The sequence below is a fragment of the Streptomyces sp. NPDC001508 genome (assembly GCF_040298665.1).
Lineage (GTDB): Bacteria > Actinomycetota > Actinomycetes > Streptomycetales > Streptomycetaceae > Streptomyces.
Genome location: NZ_JBEPAP010000001.1, coordinates 42,604 through 67,493, shown reverse-complemented (window position 1 = coordinate 67,493; position 24,890 = coordinate 42,604). Strand labels below are relative to the sequence as shown.

General features: G+C 69.7%; 17 protein-coding genes and 1 pseudogene. 10 read left to right on the top strand and 8 right to left on the bottom strand.

The annotated features are described in order from the left end of the window. Positions 1 to 94: 94 nt before the first annotated feature. The gene (locus ABT245_RS00255) at positions 95 to 2,626 is read right to left on the bottom strand and encodes an HAD-IA family hydrolase (RefSeq protein ID WP_351727180.1); all 2,532 of its coding nucleotides are present in this window, start codon (positions 2,624 to 2,626) and stop codon (positions 95 to 97) included. A gap of 489 nt (positions 2,627 to 3,115) precedes the next feature. Between ABT245_RS00255 and ABT245_RS00250 the strand changes: the two genes are divergently transcribed. The 6 genes and pseudogenes from ABT245_RS00250 to ABT245_RS00225 form a co-directional block, all read left to right on the top strand. After that, complete coding sequence (locus ABT245_RS00250; protein WP_351727179.1) at positions 3,116 to 4,639, top strand: amino acid permease; 1,524 nt, start codon at positions 3,116 to 3,118, stop codon at positions 4,637 to 4,639. A gap of 587 nt (positions 4,640 to 5,226) precedes the next feature. Beyond that, positions 5,227 to 6,642 carry an APC family permease gene (locus tag ABT245_RS00245; protein ID WP_502982055.1) on the top strand — a complete coding sequence of 472 codons (1,416 nt, stop codon included), beginning with the start codon at positions 5,227 to 5,229 and terminating at the stop codon, positions 6,640 to 6,642. A 28-nt stretch (positions 6,643 to 6,670) separates the two neighbouring features. After that, positions 6,671 to 7,885 (top strand): arginine deiminase, encoded by a 1,215-nt coding sequence (locus ABT245_RS00240; RefSeq protein WP_351727176.1) that lies wholly within the window; start codon positions 6,671 to 6,673, stop codon positions 7,883 to 7,885. 17 nt (positions 7,886 to 7,902) lie between these two features. Further along, complete coding sequence (gene argF, locus ABT245_RS00235) at positions 7,903 to 8,904, top strand: ornithine carbamoyltransferase (RefSeq protein ID WP_351727175.1); 1,002 nt, start codon at positions 7,903 to 7,905, stop codon at positions 8,902 to 8,904. A 5-nt stretch (positions 8,905 to 8,909) separates the two neighbouring features. Then, complete coding sequence (locus tag ABT245_RS00230; RefSeq protein WP_351727174.1) at positions 8,910 to 9,833, top strand: carbamate kinase; 924 nt, start codon at positions 8,910 to 8,912, stop codon at positions 9,831 to 9,833. A 54-nt stretch (positions 9,834 to 9,887) separates the two neighbouring features. Continuing rightward, a pseudogene (locus ABT245_RS00225) lies at positions 9,888 to 10,074 on the top strand (alcohol dehydrogenase catalytic domain-containing protein); the annotation flags it as partial. A gap of 405 nt (positions 10,075 to 10,479) precedes the next feature. Here the strand turns inward: ABT245_RS00225 and ABT245_RS00220 are convergent. From ABT245_RS00220 to ABT245_RS00200, 5 genes are all read right to left on the bottom strand, one after another. Further along, complete coding sequence (locus ABT245_RS00220) at positions 10,480 to 11,886, bottom strand: LLM class flavin-dependent oxidoreductase (protein ID WP_351727173.1); 1,407 nt, start codon at positions 11,884 to 11,886, stop codon at positions 10,480 to 10,482. After that, entirely contained in the window at positions 11,883 to 12,719 is an 837-nt protein-coding gene (locus tag ABT245_RS00215; RefSeq protein ID WP_351727171.1) for a carbohydrate ABC transporter permease, read from the bottom strand. Before ABT245_RS00215 ends, ABT245_RS00220 begins: the two co-directional genes overlap by 4 nt. Continuing rightward, positions 12,716 to 13,603 (bottom strand): carbohydrate ABC transporter permease, encoded by an 888-nt coding sequence (locus tag ABT245_RS00210; RefSeq protein WP_351727170.1) that lies wholly within the window; start codon positions 13,601 to 13,603, stop codon positions 12,716 to 12,718. Before ABT245_RS00210 ends, ABT245_RS00215 begins: the two co-directional genes overlap by 4 nt. Continuing rightward, positions 13,600 to 14,778, bottom strand: a complete 1,179-nt coding sequence (locus ABT245_RS00205) for a sugar ABC transporter substrate-binding protein (protein ID WP_351727168.1) — start codon at positions 14,776 to 14,778, stop codon at positions 13,600 to 13,602. The genes ABT245_RS00210 and ABT245_RS00205 overlap by 4 nt, the downstream gene beginning before the upstream one ends. Positions 14,779 to 15,986: 1,208 nt before the next feature. Next, positions 15,987 to 16,214: a hypothetical protein gene (locus ABT245_RS00200; RefSeq protein WP_351727167.1), complete on the bottom strand. Its 228-nt coding sequence runs from the start codon at positions 16,212 to 16,214 to the stop codon at positions 15,987 to 15,989. A gap of 77 nt (positions 16,215 to 16,291) precedes the next feature. Between ABT245_RS00200 and ABT245_RS00195 the strand changes: the two genes are divergently transcribed. Beyond that, the gene (locus ABT245_RS00195) at positions 16,292 to 17,620 is read left to right on the top strand and encodes an LLM class flavin-dependent oxidoreductase (protein WP_351727165.1); all 1,329 of its coding nucleotides are present in this window, start codon (positions 16,292 to 16,294) and stop codon (positions 17,618 to 17,620) included. A gap of 725 nt (positions 17,621 to 18,345) precedes the next feature. Then, positions 18,346 to 19,083, top strand: a complete 738-nt coding sequence (locus ABT245_RS00190; RefSeq protein WP_351727745.1) for a phosphotransferase family protein — start codon at positions 18,346 to 18,348, stop codon at positions 19,081 to 19,083. Positions 19,084 to 19,488: 405 nt separating this feature from the next. On the opposite strand, the gene ABT245_RS00185 is transcribed toward ABT245_RS00190, so the two are convergent. Together ABT245_RS00185 and ABT245_RS00180 are read right to left on the bottom strand one after the other, a co-directional pair. Then, entirely contained in the window at positions 19,489 to 21,945 is a 2,457-nt protein-coding gene (locus tag ABT245_RS00185; protein ID WP_351727164.1) for an FtsX-like permease family protein, read from the bottom strand. Further along, on the bottom strand, positions 21,939 to 22,676 hold the full coding sequence (locus tag ABT245_RS00180) for an ABC transporter ATP-binding protein (protein WP_351727162.1): 738 nt from the start codon (positions 22,674 to 22,676) through the stop codon (positions 21,939 to 21,941). Before ABT245_RS00180 ends, ABT245_RS00185 begins: the two co-directional genes overlap by 7 nt. A 200-nt stretch (positions 22,677 to 22,876) precedes the next feature. Between ABT245_RS00180 and ABT245_RS00175 the strand changes: the two genes are divergently transcribed. Both ABT245_RS00175 and ABT245_RS00170 read left to right on the top strand, forming a co-directional pair. Then, entirely contained in the window at positions 22,877 to 24,148 is a 1,272-nt protein-coding gene (locus tag ABT245_RS00175) for a sensor histidine kinase (protein ID WP_351727744.1), read from the top strand. Continuing rightward, on the top strand, positions 24,148 to 24,780 hold the full coding sequence (locus ABT245_RS00170; RefSeq protein WP_351727742.1) for a response regulator transcription factor: 633 nt from the start codon (positions 24,148 to 24,150) through the stop codon (positions 24,778 to 24,780). The genes ABT245_RS00175 and ABT245_RS00170 overlap by 1 nt, the downstream gene beginning before the upstream one ends. The last annotated feature ends 110 nt before the right edge of the window (positions 24,781 to 24,890 follow it).

Here is a 24,890-nt window from a genome sequence, read left to right as displayed (position 1 = left end):
ACATCCGCTGGACTTGAAGCGGGCACCGACTTCCAGGCCCCGACGGCGGCGCTGAGGCCGTCACGGCTGTGGGAACCGATGCACCGGCAGCCGGTCACGGTGCGGTGTCCCCGGCGGGCCTGGCCGGGTTGGTGGCGCGGTCGGTCGGGGCGTTCGCGGGCAGTTCGGTCCAGATCGTTTTTCCGGTTGTGGTGTGGCGGGTGCCCCAGCGCTCGGTCAGCTGGCCGACCAGGAGGAGACCGCGTCCGCCTTCGTCATATGTGCGCGCCCGGCGCATGTGAGGTGAGGTGCTGCTGCTGTCGGAGACCTCGCAGATGAGATTGGCGTCGTGGATCAGGCGCAGCTGGATGGGCGGTTGGCCGTAGCGGATGGCGTTGGTGACGAGTTCACTGACCACCAGTTCAGCGATGAAGGATGTCTCGTCCAATCCCCACGAGGCGAGTTGGTCCGCTGTCAGTTGGCGCGCGTGGGCGACTATGGCCGGCTCGGAGGGAAGCTGCCAGGTGGCGACGTGAGAGGCGGCGAGGGTCTGGGGGCGGGCGAGGAGCAGGGCGACGTCATCGGCGGGGTCGGTGGGCAGCAGTGCTTGGAGCACCTTGTCGCAGGTGGCTTCGAGGGACGGTGGGGCGTTGCTCAGGGTGCGGCGCAGCCGAGTCAGTCCGATGTCCACGTCGCGGTCGGCGGTCTCGATGAGGCCGTCCGTGAACAGGGCGATCAGACTGCCTTCGGGCAGTTCGAGCTCGGTGGACTCGAAGGGCAGGCCGCCCAGGCCCAATGGCGGGCCGGCGGGCAGGTCGGGGAAGTCGACTGTGCCGTCCGGGTGGACGATGGCGGGGGCGGGGTGCCCGGCGCGGGCCAGGGTGCAGCGCCGGGAGATCGGGTCGTAGACCGCGTACAGGCATGTGGCGCCGACGATCTCGGTTTCCGGCTCGACGGACTCCTGGGCCGACGGATCCTGCTCGCGATCGAGGCGCAGGACGAGATCGTCAAGCTGGGTGAGCAATTCGTCGGGTGGGATGTCGACGTCGGCGAGTGTGAGGACGGCTGTACGGAGGCGTCCCATGGTGGCTGAGGCGTGGATGCCGTGGCCTACGACATCGCCGACGACGAGTGCGACCCGGGCGCCGGAAAGCGGGATGACATCGAACCAGTCGCCGCCGATGCCCGTGGTGGAGTCGGCCGGCAGATAGCGGGAGGCCACTTCCACCGCGGTCTGTCGTGGCGCCTGCCGGGGGAGCATGCTGCGTTGCAGTGCCACCGCTGTGTTGCGCTCGCGGGTGTAGCGACGGGCATTGTCGATGGCCAGGGAGGCTCTGGCCGTGATCTCCTCGGCGAGCAGGAGATCGTTCGCGTCGAAGGCGTCCGGCGTCCGGTGCCGCAGGAACTCGGCGAGGCCCAGGGTGGTGCCGCGGGCGAGCAGCGGCACCACGATGAGCGAGTGGATGCCATGTTCGCGCGCGGTGCGGGAGCGCGCGGCATCATGCGCCAGCCACCCTTGGATGACCGGGTCCTCGGCCCAGTACTGCGCCGGCTTTCCGGTGGCCAGGGCACGTCCCATGGGGGAGTCGTCCGGGTAGCGGTCCAGCAGCCCGGGCTCGACCACCGACTCCGGGCATCCCTGCAAGGTGGACTGCTGTGCGGCTCGACGAAGGACGACGGGTTCGGTGGTCGGCCTCACCATCGGCTCGGCGCCCTGGAAGACGGACTCGAACAGGTCGACGCCGACGAAGTCGGCGAAGCGCTCGGTGGCAACGTCTGCGAGCTCCTGAGCGGTGCGCGTCACGTCGAGTGTGCTGCCGATGCGGACGCTGGCCGCGTTCACGATGGACAGCCGCTGCCTGGCGCGGTACTGGCCGGTGATGTCGACGGCGGCGGTCGACATGCCCCGCACACGCGTCGCCGCTGGAGCAGGACGGTTCGTCAGCCGGGCGAGAGCCATCGGCAGCCCGGTCAGTGAGGTGATCACTGCGTCGGGCTCGTCGAGTTGGCTTCGGGTCGGCGCCGGTGGTGCCTCGCCGCGCAGCATCCACACGGTCCGCATGCCGAGCCGTGCCGCGGGACGGATGTCTGCGTCGAGCCGGTTGCCGACGTAGGCGGCGTTGGCAGGGGGCACACCCATCTGATCCAGCACGGAGAGGAAAGCGCGGGGATCCGGCTTCTGGAAGGGCTCGCCCCCGAGCAGGATCGCATCGAACAGTCCCGCCAGGCCGTCGCGGTGCAGCGCGTCCCTGACCTGCGGTGCTGAGAGAGAGACGATACCGAGCTGGTACTGCTGCGCCAAAGCGTGCAGGAACGGCCTGACGTCAGGGTAGAGCGCCTCGACCGGATATTCCTCGTGCTTGACGATATGCCGGTGCAGAAGTTCCGCATCGCCTCCCGGGACAAACTGGCTGGCGAACGCGGCGCGCAGGCTGATGTCCGAGTATTCGCGGTTCTTGTCATACTGTGTCCAGAACCGGACGTCGTCGACATCGCCGGCCAGCTCGGCGACCGCCTGACGCAGCGCTTGGACATAGCGCTCGTCGTCGTAGATCGTCCCACCGACATCGAACAGCACCGCGTCGATGCGCTCGACCGACCGCTTCCGCCTCGGCTTGGGATGACCCACGCTCGTGGACTCGTTCATGAAATGTCCCCTGGTTCGGAGGACCTGTATGGATCAGAGACGTCTCGGACTACAGCGAGATCAGAACACATTGCAGTCCGTGATCGCGGTCCTCGGCCAGAATGTTGCCGGGCCTCTGCTGTTACTCAGTAGGGTAACCGGAAGACCGTGTTCACCATGTTCGGGTCGCGATACGTGTGATGCGGGCGGCGGGCGCTCGGATGACGGCAGAGGGTATGGCCGGGGTAAGAATTGCCGGCAAAGGCGTTCATGTGCCGGTGGGCGATGAGACCGGCACCGAGGCCGGGCAGTGCCTGGTGGATCTTGCCGGGCAGGGCCCCGCACGGTCGGTGTCGGCAGAGGAGCGGAGGCCCCGGATCGTAGTCCGGCCTACTTTGGAAGAGAAACGATCCGTGTACCGGTCTCACCCAGCCGCCCGGTGGGTCACGACCTGCTCGGCACTCGAAGCCGCGCCCGGGCGCCCGCTGCTCCGAAGTGGAGGAGAGCGCCATGCCTGACACGCACCATTCCGGCGCGGCCGGGCAGGGTGAGTCGGACATCACGAGATTCGGTTATCAGGAGACGCTGGAGCGCCGCACCGGCCGCTTCGCCTCCTTCGCGGTGGCCTTCGCCTTCGTGTCCATCGCCACCGGCATCTTCACCGCCTACGGCTCCATGTTGTCCTCCTCCGGCCCCATGGGTATCTGGACGTGGCCGATCGTGGTGGTGGGCCAGCTCGCCGTGGCGCTGGTGTTCGGCGCACTGTGCGCCCGCATCCCGGTGACCGGCTACGCCTACCAGTGGATGTCCCGGCTGGCCAACCCCGTCCTCGGCTGGGCGCTGGGCTGGGTGTCGTTCACCTTCCTGGCCATCGCGGCGGTCGCCGTCGACTACACCATCGCCTCCGGCGTGCTGCCGGCCCTGTTCGCCTACCACAGCACTGCGGGCAACGACTGGGCGGTCACCGCGGTTGTACTGCTGGCTCAGGCCCTGTTGGTCGCCTACTCGACCAAGTGGTCCGAACGGGTGAACAGCACCGCCGTCACTGCGGAGCTGCTGAGCATGGTCGCCCTGGTGGCGCTGCTGCTCGTGGTGGCAGCCATCCGCCATCGGCTCACGACCGGGAATCTTTTCAGCACCGGGGCGATCGCGGCACACGGCTACTTCGGCTTCGGGAGCTGGGGGCACGCGGGGCCGTGGATGCTGGGCTTCCTCCTCGGGGCGTTCACCATCGTCGGCTTCGAGTCCGCCTGCAACCTCGCTGAGGAGACGCATCAGCCGGAGACCGTGGTGCCGCGTGCCATGGTGAAGGCGGTGCTCGCCTCCGGCGTTCTGGGATTCCTGTTCCTGGTGGCGGTGACCATGGCCGGTGGGAACCCGGCGGCACTGGCGAGGTCGGGCTCGCCCATCGCCGACGTCATCATCACGGTCCTGGGCAGTACGGCCGGTACAGCCCTGCTGGGATCGGTCGCCCTGTCGATCTTCGCCTGCGGCCTGGTGATCATGATCACCGGTGTGCGGCTGATCTGGGCGATGTCACGTGATGAGCGTTTCCCCGGCTGGCGCGCCTGGCGCCAGATCAACGCCTCCACCCACACCCCACGCAATGCCGCCGTGCTGTTCCTCGTGGTCACCGAAGTCATCCTCGGTGTCTTCGCCAGCCAGACCCACGCCCTGTTCAACCTGTTCGCCGCCGCGACCCTGCTGCCGGCGATCATCTACACCGCGGTCGTGCTGCTCTATCTCCTCCGCCGCCGCAAGCTCCCAGCGGCGCGCGGGTTCTGCCTCGGCCGCTTCGAGCTTCCGGTGGTGGTCTTCGCGCTGATCTGGCTGCTGTTCGAGCTGTCCATCTTCCGCGACGCCGCCTTCGCGGACCCGTGGCTGTACTGCGCAGTCACCGCGGGCAGCGGCCTCGCGTACCTCGGCTGGCTGCTGCGCAGACGCGGACGGCACGGGTTGCAGATGCCCGAGATGCGCTCGATCGACGATGCTTTGACGGGTGGCCCCGGCCGCACGGGCGGAAGCACCCTGTGAGCATCATCCTCGCCATTCACCTGGGCATCTCCTGCGCCACGGCGATCGTCGGCGACGAGGCGGGCGGAACGCTCGCCGTCGCCGAGGAGCCGCCGCGTATAAACGACGTCGTTTACCGGGGTCCGCACCACCTCAGCGGGGGCCGGGTGGAGCAAGCCCCCGTCGAATCCTGGACTCCGTCCTGGCGGCCGGTCGCCGCGCGGTGGCCTCGGCCCGCCGCACTGTCGACCGGTCGGCACCGTGTCGCGAGCCTGGCCGTGGCTCCTGCGCTCGATTGCCGAGCCAGCCGCGGTGCCGACGATGGGACTGGGCGGGCCATGCGGGGGACCGAACGGCCTATGCCCTGGGGCCAGCAGCACCGGGAAGCGGGCGGGTTGGGCTGGCCCGGCCCATGGCAGCGGGACCATCGGGGTCGCGCGTGGGCCGTGTGGCCGCTGACTGCGCGCGGCCGAGGGGCAGAAGGATCGGTAGCGGATCGGCTCACCCACGCCGGTCCGTAAGGAGCCTCAGCCATGCCCAGAACCACAGGAGGCGGAAAGGGGACAGCGCCCACGACGCCGCTCGGCCTTCCCGCCGCCTCTGCACTCGTGATCGGCAGCATCATCGGCACCGGAGTCTTCGCACTGCCCTCTGCCCTCGCTCCGTACGGACCGATCTCCCTCGTCGCGTTCGTCGCCGTGACCCTGGGCGCGCTCGCGCTGGCGATGACCTTCGGGGCGCTGGCGAAGCGGGTTCCGGCCAGTGGTGGCCCGTACGTCTACGCCCGCGAGGCCTTCGGGGAGTTCGCCGGGTTCCTCAACGCGTGGTCGTACTGGATCACGGCCTGGGCCGGCAACGCGGCCATCGTCGTGGCCTGGGTCGGCTACGTCGAGGTGTTCGTCAACACCGGGCACAATAAGTGGATTTCGTTGCTTCTCGCACTGGTCGGACTCTGGATTCCCGCCGCGATCAACCTCACCGGCGTCCGCAATATGGGCGCGTTCCAGGTGATCACCACTGTGGTGAAGTTCGTCCCGCTGATCTTCATGGCCACCGTCGGACTGCTGTTCATCGACGCCCACAACTTCGGCCCGTTCAACGCCAGTGGTCAGTCGGCACTGGGTGCGATCTCGGCCGCAGGCGCCATCGCACTGTTCAGCTACCTGGGTCTGGAGGCGGCCTCGGTGGTGGCCGGCCGGGTCCGTGAGCCGGGACGCAACGTCCCCCGCGCCACCGTCTACGGCACGCTCGTCTGCGCCGCCATCTACATCCTGGGCACCCTCGCCGTCTTCGGCACCGTCGCGCACGGCAAACTGGGCGGATCCACCGCACCGTTCACCGACGCAGCGAACAGCATCCTCGGCGGCAGCTGGGCCGGCGACATCGTCGCCGTCGCCGCGATCATCTCCGGCATCGGCGCCCTCAACGGCTGGACCATGCTGTGCGCCGAGATGCCGTACGCGGCCGCCCGCGACGGACTCTTCCCGCGCGCCTTCGCCCGACTGCGCGGCGAGAACGACGTGCCGGCCTTCGGCATCGTCGCCTCCACCGTGCTGGCCTCGCTGATCACGGTGTTCAGCTACACGCGCTTCGACGACGTCTTCACCAAGATCGTGCTGCTCAGCGTGCTGACCGCAGTGATCCCCTACCTCTTCTCCGCCGCCGCCCAGCTGTACTGGCTGCTGGTGCGCGGCCGGGAGAACCTCAGCCCCGGCAGGCTCGCCCGTGACGTCACCGTCGCCGGACTCGCCCTCGCCTTCTCCTACTGGTCGATCCAGGGCAGCGGCTACCAGACCGTCTACTACGGCCTGTTCGTCCTGCTCCTCGGCGTCCCCGTCTACGTCTGGCTGAAGCGGGGCCAGGACACCCTCGGCGGGGCCACGGCCCCGAGGAGCGCGGCGACGGTGGACCGGTCAGAACGGCCACCCGAGACACCCCCGCCGGCCCAGCGGCTCTCCCGCGGGCTCCGTACCGGCAGCGTCGACCGACCCCGGAAGCGGAACGGCCTCCACCACCACGACTGACCGCCCCGAACACAGAGGAACCTCCGCGATGAACACATTCCACGTCGACTCCGAGGTCGGCGCGCTGCGCCAGGTGATCCTGCACCGCCCCGGCCTCGAACTCTCCCGCCTCACCCCGCGCAACGTCGACGCCCTGCTCTTCGACGACATCCTGTGGGCCAAGCGCGCCCGCGAGGAGCACGACGCCTTCGCCCAGGTCCTGCGCGACCACGGCGCCCGCGTCCACTACTTCGCCGACCTGCTGGCGCAGACCCTCGATATCGCCGAGGCCCGTGACTGGCTCCTGGACCAGGTCGTCACTCCCGGCACCGTGGGCTTTGCCCTCCTCGACCCGGTGCGCGAACTGTGCGCCGCACTCGACGGGGAGACCCTCGCCGACTATCTGATCGGCGGCCTCCTCAAGAGCGACCTGCGGCTCGCCGCCCCGCACAGCCTGGTGTGGAACGTGCTCGGCGCCTACGACTTCGCCCTCGCCCCGCTGCCCAACCACCTCTTCCCCCGCGACAACTCCTGCTGGATCTACGACCAGGTGTCGGTCAACCCGATGGCCAAGCCAGCCCGACGGCGTGAGAGCCTGCACGCGCAAGCCATCTACCGGTTCCACCCGATGTTCGCCGGCGTCGCGCCCGCCCCCCTCCTCGACGGACCCGTCGGAACCCTCGAAGGCGGGGACGTCCACGTCCTCGGCAACGGCGCCGTCATGGTCGGCATGGGAGAGCGCACCACCGCCCAGGCCGTGGAAAACCTGGCCGCCCGACTCTTCGCGTCGGGCACGTCGCGCCGACTGATCGCCGTCCAACTGCCCGCGGCCCGCGCGTACATGCACCTGGACACCGTGCTGACCATGGTCGACCGCGACGCGTTCGTCATCTACCCCGGCCTCGCCGACTCCCTGCGCTCGTGGACGCTGCGGCCCAACTCCGAGCGCGAGACCGGGTTCGACGTCACCACGAACTCCGATCTCGCGACCGCGCTCGCCGAAGCCCTCGACCTGGACAAGGTCCGCATGCTGTCCGCACCCCAGGACATCCGCAACGCAGAACGCGAACAGTGGGACGACGGCAGCAACTTCCTCGCCCTCGCACCCGGCGTCGTCGTCGGCTACGAGCGCAACGTCACCACCAACACCTACCTGCGCAAGCAGGGCATCGAGATCGTCACCATCGCCGGCGCCGAACTCGGCCGCGGCCGTGGCGGCCCCCGCTGCATGAGCTGCCCCATCGAACGCGACCCGATCATCTGAGCCACTAGGACACCACCATGGCCATCGACCTGCGAGGCCGCTCCTACGTGAGCGAACTCGGCTTCACCGCCCCTGAGATCCACCACCTCCTCGATCTCGCCCACGACCTCAAGGCAGCCAAGCGCACCGGCATCGAACAGCCACGGCTGACCGGCAAGCACATCGCCCTGATCTTCGAGAAGACCTCCACCCGCACCCGCTGCGCCTTCGAGGTCGCTGCCGCCGACCAGGGCGCCCGCACCACCTACCTCGGCCCCGCCGACACCCATATCGGCCACAAGGAGTCCATCGCCGACACCGCCCGCGTCCTCGGCCGCATGTTCGACGGCATCGAATACCGGGGCTCCGCCCAGTCGATCGTCACCGAACTCGCCGCCCACGCAGGCGTCCCCGTCTACAACGGACTGACCGACACCGCCCACCCCACCCAGAGCCTGTGCGACATGCACACCATGCGCGAGCACAGCGCCAAGCCCCTCACGGACGTCAGCTACTGCTACCTCGGCGACGCCCGCAACAACATGGGCAACTCCCTGCTCTCGATGGGCGCGCTGCTCGGCATGGACGTACGCATCGCCGCGCCCAAGGCTCTGTGGCCGGTACCCGCGCTGGTCACCGCCTGCCGTGAAGTGGCCGACCGAAGCGGTGCACGCATCACCCTCACCGAGGATGTCGAGACCGCCGTCCGCGGCGCCGACTTCCTGCACACGGACGTCTGGGTCTCCATGGGCGAACCGGCCGGCACCTGGCGCGAGCGGATCGAACTGCTGCTGCCGTACCAGGTCAACGACAAGACGCTCGCCCTCACCGGCAACCCGGACGTGAAGTTCATGCACTGCCTGCCGTCCCTTCACGACCAGCGCACCCGGCTCGGTGAGGAACTGTTCGAGGCATACGGCCTGAACGGCCTCGAAGTCACCGACGAGGTCTTCTCCTCGCCCGCCTCGATCGTCTTCGACCAGGCGGAGAACCGGCTGCACACCATCAAGGCCGTGCTCGTCGCCACCCTGGAGGACTGAATACCATGCGCATCGTCGCCGCCCTCGGCGGCAACGCCCTGCTGCACCGGGGCGAACGCCCTGACGCGGCTGTCCAGCAGGCCAACATCGACCGGGTCGCCACCGCCCTCGCCGCCCTGGCACAGGAACACGAGCTGGTCATCACGCACGGCAACGGCCCGCAGATCGGGCTGCTCGCCATGGAGAGCGCGGCCGACCCCGCGCTCAGCGCCCCCTACCCGCTGGACCTGCTCGGTGCCCAGACCGAGGGCATGATCGGCTCCTTGCTTGCCCGTACCCTTCACAACGCCCTCCCGGGCCGTCGTATCGCCGCGCTCATCACCCACACCCTCGTCCGGGCCGACGATCCGGCTTTCGAGCGGCCCACGAAGTTCGTCGGCCAGGTGTACTCCGCGTCGATGGCCAAGGCACTGGCGCGCAAGCTGGGTTGGCACGTCGCCCAGGACACCACCGGCTGGCGCCGTGTCGTCGCCTCACCGTCGCCCGAACGGATTCTGGAGACGGACACCATCCATGAGCTGCTCACGGGCGGCGAACTGGTCGTGTGCGCCGGCGGCGGGGGCGTTCCCGTCACCGCCGACTCCGACACAGGCGCCGTCAGCGGCGTGGAGGCGGTCGTGGACAAGGACTTCACCGCGGCCCTGCTCGCCGAGGACCTGAAGGCGGACTTCCTTCTCATCCTCACCGACGTCCCCTGCGTCTACGACCGCTACGGCACTCCGGACCAGCGGCCGGTTCTCGACGCCACCCCCGCCGACCTGCGTGGCCGCGGGTTCCCGGACGGCTCGATGGGACCGAAGACGCAGGCCGCGGCACGGTTTGTGGAGCGCACCGGCGGTCTGGCGGCGATCGGTGCCCTGGATGCGGCCTACGAGATCGTCCACGGCAGGTCGGGCACGCTGATCCGGCCGGACCTCACTGCCGGCTGATGCTGTCGCAGCGGCGCCCGGCTTGACGCGACCCTCCACAGGAGAGAACACATCATGAAGGCAGCGGTCGTACGGGCCTTCGGCGAGCATGTGGTGATCGAGGAGCACCCCGACCCCGAGCCCGGCCCCGGCCAGGTCCGCGTCGAGGCCTCCGGGCTGTGCCACACCGACATCCACGCCGCGCAGGGCGACTGGCCCGTCAAGCACCCCGTCGTTCATCCCCGGCCACGAGGGCGTAGGTCACGACAACGGCGAGTTCACTCTGGACCGAGCAGCTGGTCCAGCTGATCAAAGGCGAGTTGGCCATGCTGCGTCGCCCTGATGTCACGGCCTCACGGCCTCCGCGGTGACGGCACCGACACCGGCACCACGGCCTCGCGGCGTCACAGGCACCGCGCCGCAGCGACCGTGCCGGTGAACGCCGGGCCACAGCCACGGCGTCAACGAGCACCCCGCCGCCACCACGGCCTCCCCGCGTCGGTATCGACGTCACGGCCTCATGGCGGCAGGACCACACACGCCAGTCGGCCCCCGCCACCACCACGCATCGGTCGCCACCGACTCACAACCGGGGCGTCGGCCGGCACCGCCTCCCGCCATGGCGACAGCCGGCACCGCCCCCCCCGCGGCGTCAGTCAGTGTCGCGTCACGGCGACGGAACCTCCCGGAAAGCCGCAGCGGGATGGGTGTCGGCCACCCGGTCGCCGGCGCCGAGCAGGCGGCGGCGGTGGCTGCCCGGCTCGTACGCGGTGCGGTACAGGCCCCGGCGTTGCAGGATCGGGACGACGGACTCGATGAACTCGGTGAAGTCGTCAGGAGTGACGAACTCGTGCAGGTTGAAGCCGTCCACTCCGGTCGTCTCCGCGATCCGGCTGATGCCGTCGGCGACCTGGGCGGGTGTGCCGACCACCGTCTCCGAGTACGGACTGAGGTCGGTCAGGCGGCGAACGACATCCTCCACCCGGTCGGGGGCCTGCTTCTCCCGGGTGAACCGGGCGGCCTCCGACTGGGAGTGCTCGCCCGGCGCGGGGCTGAGCCGTTCCTGCCCGGAGGCGGTGGAGAGGTCGATGCCGCTGGCCCCGCCGAAGCCGGCCAGGGCGCCTTCGCGCGACTGGGAACGCCGCACCAGGTCCGCCTTGTGCTGCGCCTCCTCCTCGGTCCGGCCGATGACCACCGACAGGTCGGTGACCACACGCAGGTCGTCGCGACGGCGCCCCGCAGCCTCGGCGGCGTCACGGGTCGCGATGACCGCCGCGGCCAGGGCGTCGGGGTTGGTGCCGTTCACGAAGACGGCTTCGGCATGGCGGCCGGCGAAGGCACGCCCCCGCTCGGAGGCCCCGGCCTGGTAGATCACCGGGGTGCGCTGCGGCGACGGCGGCACCAGCGAGGGCCCCTGCACGTCGAACAACTGCCCGTGGTGGTCGATGCGCCGGACCTTCGCCGGGTCGGCGTAGACGGTGTTCTCCTTGTCGTAGAGCACCGCGTCGTCGAGCCAGCTCCCCTCCCAGAGCTTGTAGGAGACCTCCAGGAACTCCTCCGCCCGGGCGTAGCGCACCGCGTGCCCCGGCATTTCGGAGAGGCCGAAGTTGCGGGCGGCGTTCGGCAGGTAGGACGTCACGACGTTCCAGCCGATACGGCCACCGGTGAGGTGGTCGAGACTCGCGAACCGACGCGCGTGGGCGAACGGGTGCTCGTAGGTGGTCGATACCGTGACGGCGAACCCGAGGTGCCGGGTCACGGCGGCCATGGCCGGGATGACGGTCACCGGGTCCAGCAGCGGGAAGTCGACGGCGCCCCGGACCGCGGGGTCGGGGGACTGCCGATAGATGTCGTACACCCCGAGCACGTCCGCGAAGAACACCGCGTCGAACAGACCTTCCTCGAACAGCCGGGCGCGGTCCAGCCAGAACGCGAGGTCGGTGAAACCTTCCCGTCGGCTACGGGGATGGGTCCAGGTACCGTGCGCGTAGTAGCCGACGCCGGTCATCTCGAAGGCATTGAAGATCAGGGGACGGTCGCGTTCCGAAATGGTCTGCTCCTTGCTGTGTGTCACCGGATACCACTGGTGGAGGACGAGGCGATGAGCCGGCGCTGGGTGAACAGCAGCAGGATCGCCGGAATGACGATGAGGACGAGGACCTCGGCGAACGCCTGCTGCGTATTGGACGAAAGAGGTCCGAAGTTCGACGCGATCGCCACGCTCGCCGTGGTGTTGTGGTTGTCGGAGATGATCAGGAGCGGCCACAGGTAGGAGTCCCACTGTGACACGAAGAGGATCATTCCGGAACCGATCAGCGCTGAGCGGCCCAGGGGGAGATAAAGGTGCCAGAACCGGCGCAGATGTCCGGCGCCGTCCATGTACTGCGCCTCGGCCAGCTCCAGCGGAACACCCAGGAAGGCCTGGCGCAGGTTGAACACGGCCAGCCCGTTGCCGAGCGCGGGCAGGATCAGCGCGGGCAGCCCGTTGGAGAGCCCGAGGTCGGAGAAGACCGACACCAGCGGGACCGCCAGCGTCTCGAACGGCAGCAGAAAGCTGCCGACCACCACCGCGAACAGCACCTTGGAAAGCCGGGTCCGCACCGCGACGAACCCGTACGCGGCGAGGGACGACACGACCAGCCCGCCCACGACGGTACCGACCGCCGCCGCGAGTGAGATGCCGACGGCGCGCAGGTAGCCGTCCTCGATCGCCGACCGGAAACCGTCCAGCGAGAAGGACCGGGGGATCAGGGTGTCGAGGACCGATGTGCTGCTGAGCGCCTCGGTCGGGTCCCGGAACGCCGCGACGACCAGCCACCAGATCGGGACGAGGAAGACGACCCCGGTGAGCGCGCCGAGCGCGGTCAGGCCGAGCCGCCGTACCCGTGTCTGCGCGTCCGCTGTCATTCGCGCTCCCCGAGCAGGGCGAACTGCACGGCGACCGTGGTGCCGAGCAGCACCAGCAGCACCACCATCTGGGCCATCGCCTGCTGTTGGTTGGAGTAGACCGTCGCGGTGCGGACGGTGTCGAACATCAGGGTCGATGTCGCGTCCGAGGGGCCGCCGTTGGTGAGCACCTGGATCGGGGCGTAGATCTGGAACACCCAGACCGTGTTGGCGACCAGGACGAAGAGCAGCGGCCGGCGCAGCAGCGGCAGAACCACGGAGCGGAACTCCCGCCAGGGTGTCGCTCCGTCCACCCGCGCGGCGTCGAGAACCTCACGTGGGATGTCCAGGAGGCCGGCGATGAGGAAGACCATCCAGTAGCCGACACCGCCCCAGGCGGTGATCAACGCGATCGTCGGCAGGGCCTGCGCCGCGGAGGTGTAGAAGCCCTGAGCGGGCAGACCGATCGCCTCCAGGGTCTTGTTGACCACTCCGGTGGGCTTCAGCGCCACCCCCCACATGACCGTCAGCCCCAGGCTGGGGATGGCGCTGGGCAGGAACGCCACGGTGCGCCACAGCCCCCGCATGGGCATCGTGCGGGTGTAGAGCCAGGCCAGGTAGAGCGAGCCCACCACGATGACGGGACTCGCCAGGACGACGAACCACACCGTCACACCGAGCACGTGCCAGAACGCGGAGCTGGCGAACAGCTGCCGGAAGTTGGCCCACCCCACGAAGGACCACGAGTCGCCGTCGAACGGGTCGACCTTCTCGAACGACGCGAACAGCGAGAGACCCTCGGGAGCGAGCCTGGTGAGGACCAGCACGGCCAGGGCCGGACCGGTGAAAGCCAGCAGCACACCGGTGCGGGCCCCGAGCCGGACCTGGCGGGTGCGACTGCTCACCTGTACTTCTCCAGGGCCGCGTCCGCCGTCGACTGCGCCGACTTGAGGGCCTTGGCGACGTCCTCACCGTTGCTGATGGACAGCAGCGCCGAGGTCAGCGCCGAATTCAACTCGTTCCAGCCGACGGTGGACACCCGCTTCTTGGCGATGCCGTGAGACAGCTGGTAGTTCACGATCTTCTGCGCGTCGGCCGCGCGCGGGTCCTGGAACGCCTCCTGCTGCCAGTACAGCTTCTTACCCTCGTTGTTGGCCGGCGGCGAGCTGGTGTCGGCATTGTAGGCAGCCGCTCCGGACCCCTTGAACACCATCGCCTTGATGAACGTCAGGGCCGCGTCCTCGTTCTTCGACCCCTTGTAGAGGCCCAGGGCCACGCCGCCGGCGTTCGAGACGGCCTTGCCCGCGGCGAACCGGGGCATCGGTGCGATCCCGTAGTCCAGGTTCTTGTTCTTGTTCAGCTCGGCGATGTCCCAGTCGCCGCCGATGTGGAACGCGGACTTCCCCGAGGCGAACAGGCTCGTGTAGACGCTGTTGGCATCCCCCTGGGGGCTGACCTTGTCCTTGTAGAGGTCGGCGTACCAGCTGAACGCCTTTGTCGCCGCTGCGCTGTCCAGTTTCGGGGTCAGGTTGTGCGAGCCCTCGGCTCCGTACCCGCCACCGAGTCCCTGGGAAAGGAACCATTGGTAGTACCAGCTGGCGATGCGCTCCCAGGTGATGCCGTACTCCGCGCCGGACTTCTGCGCCTTCTTCGCGTCCGCGGTGATCTGCTCCCAGGTCGCGGGCTTCGAAGGGTCGGACGACGGCAGCGAGGCGCCCGCCTTTTTGAGGAGTTTCTTGTTGTAGAAGAGGAATGAACTGTCCGACTGTTCCGGCGCGTTGTAGAGCTTTCCGTCGACCGTCGAAGCGGCGAGCGAAGCATCATCCAGCGCACCGAATTCACTCTTGAATACCGGGGTGATGTCGCGCAGGTAGCCGGCCGCCACGTAACGGGCTGTCAAGTGCTGATCGACGGTGATCACATCAATGTTGCCGGACTTCAGACGAGAAGGCAGCACAGTCTCGAAGTCGGCGAACGGAACCGACTCGTACTTGATCTTGATGTTGGGGTACTCGGCCTCGAACTTCTTGATGGTCGAGCCTATCTGCACATTGGTATTGGCCGCGTCCAGCCAGGTCACCGTAACCTTATGGTCCGGATTCACCAACCCGGAATACGACGGCAGCGTGGAGTCGGACGAGGAGTCCTTGGAGTCATTTGCGCAGCCGGCCACGGATGCGATCACACCCGTGACGACAACCGTTGCCGTCGCCCGGAAAACACTTCTTGACAGCCGATTCGACATCAAGCCTCCCAGAGATAGCGGACGTTAAGTCCGGGCCGGATCGTAGATGCCGATCAGGCCAGCAACACAAGCGGTCTCACCATCTGGAATGCGCGACAGCGGGCCGTCGGTCACTCTTGGGAAACGCGAGGTGTGGCGGTGATAACACGGGAAAGGTGGCGCGACATCCGTACCCATAGCCGACTTGCGCCCACGGCCGGCCTACGGGGGAGCCCACGCCGCCGCAGGGGAACACCCTGCCGTCGACGCGACGCCGAGCAGACAGCCCAACAGCCCGGTGGGCCACCAGGGGGGCCGCCCGGACAGGAAGCAATCACACACGGGTCGCGTGCCCCCGGCCGGCGAACGGGTGAGGATCCCCCGGCCCATGGGCAGGCGAAAGCCCGACGCTAGCGACAGAGCGCGCTGTCGAGCCTCTTGAAGTCCACGTGCCGGCGTCGCACCAGCGGAACATCCTTCATCATGACCATGAACCTAACCCCCCGCATTTCACCGCGTCAACGTATCCCAAGTTGCCCGTTACGTTCTTAACATTGGCGCAACATGACGCCTCTCGGTACCCATTCGAATGCGGAGTGTAACGACACGCGTCGAAATAGGCGGAGAACAGGCCGCCGCGGTAAGCGAAGAAGAGGCCGCCGCGCCACGTGGCACACCGGCATGCCCAGACCCGCCGAGGGCCGGCCACGGGCCCAAGCGGGCCCGGATCTACGCCGATTCGCGCGGCAGAACCGGTCCGCAGCCACGCCCGCACCGGAACCGATCTACGGCCAGAACCTCGCGTCCCGAGCGAATCTGTGCCGACGCCGGCGGCCGAGCCGGAGCCGGTCCACGGCCGACACCCAGCCGAATAGGTCCAGTAGATATTCACGCCGAACCGGTTCATACCTGCCCAACTCACACCCGCGCCGCAACCGGTCCACGGTCAGTACAGCCGGTCCGCGGCCGGTATCCGCCGAGTTGCCGGGGCGGCATGCTCCGCGCGCGTCCGCGTCGCGTCGTGCGGTCGCCGTCGAGTCCAGGACCTCCCTCGACGTCACCGTTCAGGCCGAGATATTCTCGATCTGCTCGCCGACCTGCGCGAGCAGGCGGGCCCGGCCCTCGCCGGGGTCTTCCACGACCTCGGCTGCGCAGCCGGGACCGACGACCGTGTCGCCGCGCCGTGCCAGGGTGAGCTGGCCGACCGGCGCGGCCCGCGAAGCCGTCGACCACCCCGCGCACGCTTGCGGCCGCGCCCGCCCGGGGCCGCCGCCCCACCCCGTGGGCGGCACCCGCCGACCGGGCCGGGTGCGAGGCCCTGCGCGTCCTCGCCCTGCCGCACGCCTGACGAATCGCAGAGAGGACCTCCATGTCCCGCACGCTCCACCTCGCCCTCCACCCATACGGTGTCGGCGGCCCCGCCCAGCACGGTCTGTGGAAGGACCCGCGCATCGAGAAGAACATCAGTACCGACATCCGCTACTACATCCGGCAGGCACAGGCAGCCGAACACGGCCTGTTCGACGCCCTGTTCACGGCCGACAGCCAGTTCGTCAGCGCCGGCTTCCCGTCGCACTACCTCAACCGGCTGGAACCGCTGACCATGCTGTCGGCCGTCGCCACCCACACCCGGCACCTCGGCCTGGTCGCCACGGCGAGTTCGACGTACAACTCGCCGTTCAACCTCGCGCGCCGGTTCGCCTCCCTGGACCACATCAGCGGGGGCCGCGCCGGCTGGAACGTCGTCACGGGCGTCGACAGCGGGACCTCCCGCAACTTCGGGCTTGACGAGCACCTCGACTACACCGCCCGTTACAGCCGGGCCCTTGAGTGCGTCGAGGTCGCCCGCGGCCTGTGGGACTCCTACGAGGACGACGCCTTCCCGGCCGACGTCGAGCGCGGCATCTTCCTCGACCCGTCCAAGCTGCACCAGCTCAACCACGAGGGCGAGCACTTCAAGGTGGCGGGCCCGCTCAACATCTCGCGCTCCCCGCAGGGTCAGCCGGTCATCTTCCAGGCCGGAGTGTCCGAGGAGGGCCGCGACCTGGCCGCCCGGGTCGCCGAGGGCGTCTACGCGCCGGGCGACACCTCACTGGAGCAGGCCCAGGAGTACTACGCGGACGTCAAGAAGCGCGCCGCGTCCTACGGCCGCGATCCCGAGCACATCAAGATCTTCATCCATGGCGATCCCATCGTCGCCGCCACCGACGAAGCCGCCCTGCGCCGCGAGCGAGAGATCTTCGAGGAGGACCACGACTTCGACCGCAGCCTCGCCCTCCTGGGCCGCTCCTTCGGCGCCTACGACTTCAGCACGCACGACCTGGACGCCCCGTTCCCGGACGTCGCCCACCTCGCAGAGAAGGGCGGCCGCACCGGCGCCGTCAAGCTCATCGCCCGCGCCAAGGCCCAGAACCTCACCCTGCGTCAAGTTGTGGAAACCGTCTCGGAGCTGCGCCGTTCGCCGTTCGTCGGCGCGCCGCAGACGGTTGCCGACGCCATCGAGCGGTGGTTCCATGCCAAGGCCTTCGACGGGATCATCCTCGCCTTCCGCGTCGAGGACGAACTCAACCTGTTCGTGGACGGCGTCGTCCCGATCCTGCAGAAGCGAGGCCTGTTCCGCACCGAGTACACGGCGGACACCCTGCGCGGCAACCTCGGCCTGCCCGTCCCCGCCAACCGCTGGACCACGAACACCTGAGCCAAGCGGGCCCCGGTGTCCGTGCCCGCGGACTCGCGCCCCAGGGCAACGTCAAGCCTGTGCTCCACGCCGTACCTGCCGGCCATCGCGCCGACGGGCCGCGGCCCACGCCCGCCTGATGATCACGCCTGGGCGGCGACGTCCGGCGGAGTGTCACACCATCGGTGTCCCGCACAGCTCTGGCAGATGACGGCGGGATTTGTCCGGCATCCTGCCGTCGTCTGTGTGAGGAGTCTGATCACGACGTACACCGGCACCGCCCGGCAGCCCGGGCCGGACCCGCGCCCCGCCCTGGTCGAAGCGGGCTGAGTGCCCGTCGGGCGGCCCGCAAAGCAGTGCCGCGAACGATTTCCGGCGTGGTGCCCGTCCAGCGAGGTCCGCCTCTTGGTGACCGGCAACGGCGCCATGTCCCGGGCCGTCTCGCATATGCGGTCCGGGACTACGAGCGCAATGCCGGGCACCGCGTCGGGGAAGGAGCCCACGGCACCAACGGCCGTACGGTCCCGTTCTGGCAGCGCCACGGCCGTACCCGTTCCAAGACCTTCCCGCGGCCGCACCTCGTCCTGGTGGGCCAGGCGGAGCACCTGCTCGGCAACCGCCGCCGGGCGCTCACCGCCGTGCACGGCATCACCGTCGCGGTGTGGGTGAACACCCTGCCCCGGCTGAACCGCGGCAATCCCTGGTACGAGGTCGGCGTCGGCGGTCGTCACGGAATACTGGTCGCCATGGATGAGGTCAAGATCGTCGTTGCCCATTCCGAGCGCGCGACCCTGCGCGTCGGCGACGTGTTCCTGAAGGTGGACGCCGATCAGGCGCGCGTCGACGTCGAGGTCGGGGCGATGGCCCTGGCGCCGGTCCCCACCCCGGAGGTCCTGTGGCGCAAGCCGCCCGTGCTCGCGATCGCCGCGGTTCCGGGGACGGCGCTCGGCCGCCTGGGCGAGCCGTCGACCGCGTCGCCGGCGGTGTGGGCCGCGGTGGGTGCCGCCATCCGGAAGTTGCACGACGCGCCGTTGCCGCCCTGGCCCGGCCGTCGCCTTGAGGAGTTGGCGGCGGATCTCGACAGCGAGTGCGAGTGGCTCGTGACGAACGGCGTCCTGCCTGCCGGCCTGGTCACCCGTAACCGCCAGGTCGCCGAGGCCGCGCTGCGGCCGTGGACTGCGGTGTTCACGCACGGCGACCTTCAGATCAGTCACGTGTTCGTCGACGGCGACGAGATCACGGGCATCATCGACTGGTCCGAGGCGGGCCGGGGTGACGCCCTGTTCGACCTCGCCACCTTGACGCTCGGACACGAGGAGCACCTCGGCGACGTCCTCGCCGGCTACGGCACGGACGTCGACCTCGACGTGATCCGCGCGTGGTGGTCGTTGCGAAGCCTGCTGGCGGTTCGCTGGCTGGTCGAGCACGGCTTCGACCCGACCGCGCCGGGCTGTGAAGTCGACGTGCTGCGATCCCGGCTGTGAGGCTGCGCTGGCCTCGACGCGCACGCGCACGCGGCCGCGGACCTGGCCGGGGCTGGGCTCGGGGTGCTCCTGGCCGACTGCTTACGAGTGTTGTTCGGACGCATCGAGCAGCCGTCTCCTGGGGCACGTCGCCTGTCCTCAAAGGTCAGGACAGGGTCGTCGGAGACGGCGACGCTCCTTCACGCAACAGCCCTGGGGAGCATCGTCGTTGACAGCGCCGTGCCGGTCAGACCGGGGAGGGCTGCAGAGCGACGGGCGGAGAGCGCCGGCCTTTCCCGAAGCTGCGCCGTTGCTCCCGGTCGATCTCGGGGTGCGCGGCGGCCACCGTGTCGACCGACGCCGTGGTGAAGGCCCCGGTTGCCGGGGCACGGCGGCATCCGGGCAGGCCGGCGCCGGGTGAGAAGGTCACTCCCGTGTGCCCGACAGCTCCACCGCCCTGCGGCGCAGGGCGAGGCCGGCCGCAGTGACCGTCGAGATCACGGCGAGCACCGCGCAGGCGCCCGTGACCGCCGCGAGCGTCGCCCACGGGATCTCGAGGGACGTCCGCACCGAGAGCAGGCCCAGCGCGCTCCACATGCCCACCATGTTGAGCCCGGCGACCAGTGCTCCCAGCAGTCCGCCGACCATGACCACCATCAGCGCCTCGGCGCACACCAGCCGCAGTACCTGCCACCTGGTGGCGCCGGCCAGCCGCAGCACAGCCAGCTCGCGGGCCCGGTCGGAGGTCGCCATGACCATCGTGTTGGCCAGTGAGATACCGGTGTAGAGGAGAGCGATCCCGAGGACCAGGAAGAAGCCCGTCCGGGTCGTCCGGTTGGTCTCGGGGTACGTCGCCCGCATCCAGGCGTCCCTGGTGAGGACCTGCCCGCCCGACGCCCGCACCGCCTGACGCAGACCCGCGGCCACGGTGCCCGCGTCGGCACCGTCCGCGAGGCGTACGTCGACCCGGTCGACGGGCGCCGCGGGGGAGTTGCGCGGGGTGACGTAGACGCCGTTGTTGCCGGTGCCGCGGGTCATGACCGCGGCGATCTTCAAGGACTTCCTCGTGCCGTCACCGAGCCACACGTCCACCCGCTCGCCCACGGTGTGTTTCTCCCACTCCTCGTTGACGATGATCGAGTCGTCGTCCAGGTCGCTCACCTTCCCCGCGGCGAGCGGGAGACGCGCCGTTGCCGCGAGCGGTTCCGGTTCGACGGTCCTGGCATCGGACCTGATGAGCGCCACGCCGTCCTCCAGGACGTACACGGCGCTCGACGAGCCGGCCGAGACCTCTGCACCGGACACGGCCCGAAGCCGCCGCAGCGTCGCCTTGTCGAAGCCGGCGTCGCCCGCCGGAGTGACCACGAAGTCGGCGGCCGTCTGCTCGCGCACCTCGGTTGCCTTCGCCTCGTCGAGGGTGGCGGTGGCGCCCAGCAGCGAGCCCGCCAGCGCGACCGTGACCAGCACGGGCGCCGCGACGGCGGCGGTACGGCGGACCCCGGTGGCGGCGTTCTCCCGCACCAGCATCCAGCCGGCGCCGGGCAGTTGGGCCGGCAGCCAGGCGATCAGCCGGACCAGTGGCCGCACCAGCAGCGGCGCGAGCAGCGCGACCGCGGTGATCAGCAGCATGGGCCGGCTCACATAGGTCTTGCGCTGCAGCAGGTCGCCCGGGTTCGTCACCAGGGCCAGGGTCAGTGTCACGGCGGTGGTGATCAGCAAAGCCGCGCCGAACAGCCAGCGACCCCATGTCATCGCCCGGGTGTCGACGGACGCCTCGCGCAGTGCCTCGGTGGGACCGGTGCGACCCGCTCGCCAGGACGCGGCCAGCACGCCGCACAGGGCCACGAACAGGCCCGTCCAGAACGCCATGTGGTAGGGCCAGGTGTAGTCGCCGATGGTGAACCAGCGGGGCGCAAGGCTCTCGGCGACCGCCCACTCGGCGAGCTTCGGAGCCCCGTAGGAACCGAGCACACAGCCGGCGCCCGAGGCGAGCACACCGACCGCGAGCGCCTCGGAGACGACCATGCGGCGGATCTGGCCCGGGGTCGCCCCGGCGGTGCGCAGCAGCCCGAACTCGCGGCGCCGCTGGGCCACCGCGAACGCGAAGGTGGAGGCCACCACGAACACCGACACGAACCCGGTGACGCCGCCGGCCGTGCCGAACATGGCGTTCATCGCGGTGAGGGCCTCGCTGTCCCGGTCGGGGTCGGCGTCGGCGTACCGGCGCGCGTCCCCGGTGAGGACCTGGACGCCCTCGCTGCCGCGCACCGCCTCGCGCACGGCCGCCGCATCGGCGTCGACCACGAACTGCAGGCTGCGCGGCGACAGTTCGGCGGCGCGGGTGTCGGTGTAGAACACGGCGTTCTCGAAGCCGAGTCCGGCCACGGTGCCGACGACGCGCACCGTGCCGCCGTCGGTCCGCACCCGGGTGCCCGGACGGGCCCAGTCACCGCTGACGACGACCTCGTCCGCGGCCTCGGGCGCGCGTCCGGTGTCGAGTTCGTACGGCGCGAAGGCCGCCGTGGACCAGGGGTGGCCCACCAGATCGGCGGGCCCGCCCTCGGCCCTCACGGCGAACGAACGGTCCTGGACGACGGCCCCGAGGCGCCGCAACCTCACGACCGCGTCGTCGGGCACGGCACGCGGCTGCGCGAGCTTCTGGGTGCGGTCGCCGATCGAGGTGGGCACCTCAAGGGTGTCCTGGCCCTTGACGACGACCGGCGCGGCGGTGAACCGCTCCGGCCCCCGGTCGGGTGCGTCCCGCGAGGACGCCAGGGCCAGCCCCATCACGGCGATCAGCGCCACGCCCAGGGAGAGGGCGACGAAACTGCCGACGAAGGTGACCCAGCGGGTGCGCAGGGTGCGCAGCGCGGTGCTCAGCACGGCGCCGCCTCGAGCTTGCTCATGCGCGCCGCGATGTCCTCGGCAAAGGCGCCGATCAGCTCACCGTTGACACGGCCGTCGACGAGGAAGACGACGCGGTCGGCGTAGGAGGCGGCGACGGGGTCGTGGGTGACCATGATGATCGTCTGGCCGTCCCGGTCGACCATGCCACGCAGCAGGGTCAGTACCTCGCGGCCGGTCTGCGAGTCGAGCGCGCCGGTCGGCTCGTCGCCGAACAGCACTTCGGGGCGGGTGATCAGGGCGCGGGCCAGGGCAACCCGCTGCTGCTGGCCGCCGGACATCTCCGTGGGGCGGTGCCGCGCACGGTCGCCGAGTCCGACCTGATGGAGCACCTCGCGCACCTCGGCCTTCTTCGGGCGGCGGCCGGCCAGCCGCAGCGGCAGGGCCACGTTCTGCTCGGCGGTCAGCGAGGGCAGCAGGTTGAACGCCTGGAACACAAAGCTGATGCGCCCGCGGCGCAGCAGGGTCAGCTTGGTCTCGCTCAGCGTGGTCAGCTCCGTGTCGCCCACGGTGACCGAGCCCGACGTGGGCCGGTCCAGGCCCGCGGCGCACTGCAGCAGGGTCGACTTGCCGGACCCGGAGGGGCCCATCACGGCGGTGAACGTCCCCCTCGGAAAGGCGAGCGATACCTCGTCGAGGGCGGTGACGGATGTGCCGCCCGAGCCGTACCGCCGGGTCACGGAGCGCAATCGGATCGCGTCATTGGGCATGTGTCCCCCCACCAGTACCTGCTCCCTTGGCTCGTTGGTACCTCCACGAAACCGCAGAACCCCCTCGTGACGCAGTACGGCGGGAACGAGACCCGGGGTAGGGCCAGACCTACCCCCGATACGGACCCTGGACCGATGGCAGCGGACCGGTTCGGTCACCTACGGTCATGCCCATGCACCCTCGACATGTGTGGCACGCGATGTCCCGGCCGGGCTTCCTGCTGTCGGCCTGGCCCTTGCGCTCCGCCGCGTATCTGCTCACCGGTGTGGTGACCGGTGCTGCCACCCTGGTGGGGCTCGTCGCGGTGGCAATGGTCTGCGGTGCGCTTGCCATCGTCTTGGTGGGTTTGCCCCTGCTCGTCGTGGTCGCTCTCAGCGGGATCCCGGTGGCCTGGGTGGAGCGGCGCAGGCTACGCCTGATCGACCGCAACCCGGTATCCGGCCGGCACCAGGTGCCGGCCGCGCCGGGGCTGTGGGCTTGGCTGACCACCCGGCTGCGTGAACAGGCGACCTGGCGGGAGCTCGGGTACGCGTTGCTGTTCGCCGGGGTGCTGTGGCCGGTAGATGCCCTGGTGGTCACGGTCGCCCTGCTCATCCCGCTGTCCCTGGTCGCCACCCCGCTGCTGATGGCCACGGTCGGCGACGGCCGCGAGGCGAAGGTGCTCAAGCAGTGGACGGTCACCACCTGGCCGACCGCGTTCGGCGTCGCCGTACTGGGGCTGCTCCTGATGGGTCTGGGCGCTTACGTGCTCGGCGCCACGGCGGGCGCCCGCGCCGGGCTGGTCCGGCTGCTGATTGCCTCCGGCGAGGGCGAGCTGGGCGCCAAGGTGGTCGAACTGGCCCGCTCCCGTGCCCGGTTGGTGGATGCCTTCGAGGCAGAGCGGCGCCGTATCGAGCGTGATCTGCACGACGGTGCCCAACAGCGCCTGGTGGCCCTGACGATGGCCCTCGGGCTGGCCCGCCTCGATGCCCCGTCCGGCCCGCTCGCCGACCAGCTCACCAAGGCCCACGAGGAGGCGGGCAAGGCGCTCGCGGAGCTGCGCGAGCTGATCCACGGCATCTACCCCAAGGTCCTCACGGACTACGGCCTTCAAGCCGCGGTCGCCGACGCCGCCGACCGCTGCGTGGTCCCCGTCGACGTCGACCTGGAACTGCCGGGCCGCCCCACCCAGGCGGTCGAGTCCGCGGCGTACTTCGTGGTCTGCGAAGCGCTCGCCAACATCACCAAACACAGTGGGGCACACCGCGCGCAGGTGAGCGGCGGTCATGGCGGCGGACGCCTGTTCCTCGAGGTGCGCGACGACGGCTGCGGCGGCGCGGACCCCTCGGCGGGCAGCGGCCTCATCGGTCTCGCGGACCGGGTGTCGGTCCTGGATGGCAGACTTGCCCTGACCAGTCCGCCGGGTGGACCGACTCTGTTGCGTGTGGAGTTTCCTTGCGAGTTGACCAAGTCGGCCGATCGCTGCGCGTAGTGCTGGCCGAAGACAGCGTGCTGCTGCGGGAAGGGCTCATCGGCCTGCTCAGCCGCTGCGGCCACGAGGTGGTGTCGGCTGTCGGGGACGCGCAGGCACTGATCGCCGCGGTCGAGGAGCATGCCCCCGACATCGTGGTGACGGACGTACGGATGCCGCCCGGTTTCCAGGACGAGGGCCTGCACGCGGCAGTGCGGCTGCGCGAGAAGCGCCCCACACTCCCGGTCCTGGTCCTCAGCCAGTACGTGCAACGGACGTATGCCGCCGAACTCCTGGACTCCGGCGACGGATCGGGCGTCGGCTATCTGCTCAAGGACCGGGTGGGCCAGGTCGAGGAGTTCGTGGAAGCGCTGCACAAGGTGGCGGACGGCGGGACGGTGGTCGACCCCGAGGTGGTGCGCCAGTTGCTGCGCCGCCGCCGCGATCCGCTGGAGCAGCTCACCCCGCGCGAACGCGAGGTGCTGGCCCTGATCGCCGAAGGCAAGTCCAACAGCGCGATCGCCAAAGAACTCGTGGTGTCCGAAGCGGCGATCGGCAAGCACATCGGCAACATCCTCACCAAGCTGGACCTGCCTCCGACGGACAAGACCCACCGCAGGGTCCTGGCCGTCCTCACCTACCTGCGGGCCTGACCCGACCGGGACGCACCGGGAGCACCGTACGGTGTTCATTGCCGCCTGCATGCCGCGTCCGCTCAGGGATGGCACGGAATGCCCGGCTGGGCAGGCACGTCTTCCCTCAC

Excerpts from the sequence above, each read along its gene's own strand:
- ABT245_RS00190 (WP_351727745.1), top strand. The coding sequence starts at position 18,346 with ATGGATGAGGTCAAGATCGTCGTTGCCCATTCCGAGCGCGCGACCCTG.
- ABT245_RS00175 (WP_351727744.1), top strand. The coding sequence starts at position 22,877 with ATGTCCCGGCCGGGCTTCCTGCTGTCGGCCTGGCCCTTGCGCTCCGCC.
- ABT245_RS00195 (WP_351727165.1), top strand. The coding sequence starts at position 16,292 with ATGTCCCGCACGCTCCACCTCGCCCTCCACCCATACGGTGTCGGCGGC.
- ABT245_RS00255 (WP_351727180.1), bottom strand. The coding sequence starts at position 2,626 with ATGAACGAGTCCACGAGCGTGGGTCATCCCAAGCCGAGGCGGAAGCGG.
- ABT245_RS00250 (WP_351727179.1), top strand. The coding sequence starts at position 3,116 with ATGCCTGACACGCACCATTCCGGCGCGGCCGGGCAGGGTGAGTCGGAC.
- ABT245_RS00230 (WP_351727174.1), top strand. The coding sequence starts at position 8,910 with ATGCGCATCGTCGCCGCCCTCGGCGGCAACGCCCTGCTGCACCGGGGC.
- ABT245_RS00215 (WP_351727171.1), bottom strand. The coding sequence starts at position 12,719 with ATGACAGCGGACGCGCAGACACGGGTACGGCGGCTCGGCCTGACCGCG.
- argF (WP_351727175.1), top strand. The coding sequence starts at position 7,903 with ATGGCCATCGACCTGCGAGGCCGCTCCTACGTGAGCGAACTCGGCTTC.
- ABT245_RS00240 (WP_351727176.1), top strand. The coding sequence starts at position 6,671 with ATGAACACATTCCACGTCGACTCCGAGGTCGGCGCGCTGCGCCAGGTG.
- ABT245_RS00180 (WP_351727162.1), bottom strand. The coding sequence starts at position 22,676 with ATGCCCAATGACGCGATCCGATTGCGCTCCGTGACCCGGCGGTACGGC.